This window comes from Streptomyces sp. NPDC060205 (assembly GCF_042728395.1).
In the GTDB taxonomy this organism is placed as follows: Bacteria; Actinomycetota; Actinomycetes; order Streptomycetales; family Streptomycetaceae; genus Streptomyces.
Window position 1 is genome coordinate 1 of sequence record NZ_JBHWZP010000568.1, and the last position, 3,134, is coordinate 3,134.

A 3,134-nucleotide genomic window follows, 5' to 3' on the forward strand; every position below is an offset into this window, starting at 1 on the left:
GCCACCGCCTGGGCGGTGGCGGGCCGAACGGCCGTGGTCACTGCGTCGCAGCGCCGACGAGCGGCCCCTCGGGCGCCGGCGCCGCCAGGGCCGGTACCGGCAGTTCGCGGGGTGCGCGCCGGGCTTCGCGCAGGCTGGGCGCGGGGGCGGTCGGGACCAGCGGGGAGCGTTCCGTGGCACGGGCCCGGCGGGAGAACCAGACGATCCGTCCGCCCCTGCCCGTCGCACAGCACCCCCAGCCGTCGCTGAGCGCGGCGACGTGCGCCAGCCACCCCCGCGTCGCGGACTCCGGGTGGGACTTCCCGTCGATGTCCGCGATCGCGGTGATGAGGTGCTGGCCGTTCCACCACATCTCCAGCGTGGTGTTCTTGTCCGCCGCGTGCGCGTCGATCGTCCGCAGCAGCAGTTCCGCGCAGTGACAGACGGGCTCGACGAGGTTCTCCAGGTTCCAGTACCGGAGGTGGGCGGCCAGAATGCGCCTGACCTGATCGACCCGTTCCGGACTGACCTCCACGTCGAGGTGGTAGTAGCAGGGGACTACGGTCTTCATCGTCGTTGGCTCCTCACCGGCAACCGGCGAAGCTCTCGCTCCTCCTCGCCCCGGTGGGGCCGAGCTCTGCATGCAGAGCGTGAGCAGTGATCGCTTCTGAGTCATTCCCAGCGTGCGAGCGGTACTCCATTCGTGCAACCCGAGCGGCGTCCCCCTGCCGTTGTGGCGGCACCAGTGTCGTTGAAGCGACAACAGGACGTTCCGTGGCTGCACGTGCACCATGAGTGAAGGTGTCGGCCGCCGCAGTCGGCCGATGCCTCCGCGTGCACGGTCCTCACGCACATCAGGGCGAACCGTGCGCATCCGAGGGAATGGAAGGTGACCAGTGAGATGCTGCTGCCTGCCAAAGACGAGGTCGCCAGGCTGCTGGAGCTGTACCGGGCCTGGGAACGCATGATGCTCGCGGCCCCCGCCGACCACGGCGCGCGAGGCAATTTCGAGGACACGGGCTACACGCTCTGTGTCCTCATGGGCAAGCGCTGCGCACGCGAGGCCGTGCACGCAGCCGAACGCTACCTGTCGGCCACTTCGGCCCGGCGCCGTGAACGGGCCGCCCACAGCCCGCCGATCGGCGCACTTCCGGGGCATTCCGACCAGCTCGCGGTGAGCACCGCGACCTAGGGGAAGAGCCCTCCGACCCGTGGGCGACCACGGACCTGGACCAGGACATCGACGACGGAGATGAATCACATGACCGAGAACCCGGCCGGCGGCCGCATCCCCCCGATCGGCCGCACGACCGTCGTTCAGATCGGCCGCGTCCCCGTCGTCGACGTCCGTCCGGCCGTCGACCGCGGCAACCGCCCCGCGAAGGCGGTGGTGGGTGAGACCTTCCAGGTCAGCGCCACTCTGTTCGGCGAGGGCCACGACGTGGTCGCCGCGAACGTCGTGCTGTGCGGCCCCGACGGGCGCACCGGCCCGTGGACTCCCCTGCGGGAACTGGCCCCCGGTACGGACCGCTGGGGCGCCGACGTCACGCCCACGGCGGTGGGCGAGTGGACCTACTGGGTGGAGGCGTGGTCGGACCCGGTGTCCGCCTGGCGCCGGTCGGCCCGCATAAAGATCCCGGCCGGCATCGATGTGGGCCTGGTCCTGGAGGAGGGCGCCGAGCTGTACGAGCGGGCCGCCTCCCAAGTGCCGCGCGACGCCGGCCGAGCGGCGGTCCTGACGGCCGCGGACGCCCTGCGCGACGACGCCCGGCCCCCGTCAGCGCGTCTCGCCGCCGCCCTCACCCCGGACGTGGACTCGGCACTCGCCGCGCACCCCCTGCGGGAGCGGGTCACGCGATCGGCCCCGCTCCCCCTGTTGGTGGAACGGGAGCGGGCGCTGTTCGGCTCCTGGTACGAGTTCTTCCCTCGCTCGGAGGGCGCGCTGGTCGAGCCGGGCAAGCCGCCGGTCAGCGGTACGTTCGCGACGGCGGCCCGGCGGCTGCCCGCGATCGCCGCGATGGGCTTCGACGTGGTGTACCTGCCGCCCATCCACCCCATCGGTACGACCTTCCGCAAGGGGCCCAACAACAACCTCTCGGCGCATCGCGAGGATGTCGGCGTTCCGTGGGCGATCGGCTCGCCGGAGGGCGGGCACGACGCCGTGCACCCCGACCTCGGCACGATCGACGACTTCGACGCGTTCGTGCGCACCGCGACCTCTCTCCAGCTCGAAGTCGCCCTGGATTTCGCGCTCCAGTGCTCCCCGGACCATCCGTGGGTGGAGAAACACCCGGAATGGTTCCAGCACCGGGCGGACGGCACGATCGCCTATGCGGAGAATCCGCCGAAGAAGTACCAGGACATCTATCCGATCGCCTTCGACGAGGACATGCCGGGCCTCGTCGAGGAGACCCTGGGCATTCTGCGGTTCTGGATGAACCACGGGGTGCGGATCTTCCGCGTGGACAATCCGCATACGAAGCCGGTCATGTTCTGGGAGGAAGTGATCGGGGAGATCAATCGCACCGATCCCGATGTGATCTTCCTGGCGGAGGCGTTCACCCGCCCGGCGATGATGCACACGCTCGGCGCGATCGGTTTCCAGCAGTCCTATACATATTTCACCTGGCGCAACACCAAAGAGGAACTGACCGAATACCTCACCGAGCTCTCCGGTGACGCGGCCGCCTACATGCGGCCCAATTTCTTCGTCAACACCCCCGACATCCTCCCGGAGTTCCTTCAGCACGGCGGCCGGCCCGCTTTCGAGATCCGGGCCGTGCTGGCGGCGACGCTCTCGCCCACCTGGGGGATGTACGCGGGATACGAGCTGTGCGAGAACACCGCGGCAAGAGCCGGTACCGAGGACTATCTCGACTCGGAGAAATACCAGCTGCGGCCACGGGACTGGGAGGCCGCCGAGCGGGCGGGCACATCCCTCGCGCCGCTCATCGGTTCGCTGAACAGGATCCGGCGGGAGCACCCCGCACTGCGCCGGCTCCGGAACGTCCACTTCCACCACGCCGACAACGACTCCGTGATCGCGTACAGCAAGCGCGAGGGCACGGACACGGTTCTGGTGGTCGTGAACCTCGACCCCCACCACACCCAGGAAGCCACCATCTCGTTGGACATGCCACGACTCGGCCTCGACT

Annotated in this window: 3 protein-coding genes; 2 read left to right on the forward strand and 1 reads right to left on the reverse strand. The window is 69.6% G+C overall.

What is annotated here, in order from left to right; all coding sequences use genetic code 11:
- Window positions 1–37: 37 nt before the first annotated feature.
- Window positions 38–550: a pep a2 gene (locus ACFWGJ_RS42965; protein ID WP_387334402.1), complete on the reverse strand. Its 513-nt coding sequence runs from the start codon at window positions 548–550 to the stop codon at window positions 38–40.
- 330 nt (window positions 551–880) lie between these two features.
- Between ACFWGJ_RS42965 and ACFWGJ_RS42970 the strand changes: the two genes are divergently transcribed.
- Both ACFWGJ_RS42970 and ACFWGJ_RS42975 read left to right on the forward strand, forming a co-directional pair.
- Window positions 881–1,171, forward strand: coding sequence for a DUF5133 domain-containing protein (locus tag ACFWGJ_RS42970; protein ID WP_387334405.1), 291 nt, complete (start codon window positions 881–883; stop codon window positions 1,169–1,171).
- A gap of 69 nt (window positions 1,172–1,240) precedes the next feature.
- The coding region (locus ACFWGJ_RS42975; protein ID WP_387334403.1) for a maltotransferase domain-containing protein at window positions 1,241–3,134 on the forward strand (1,894 nt) is incomplete at its 3' end.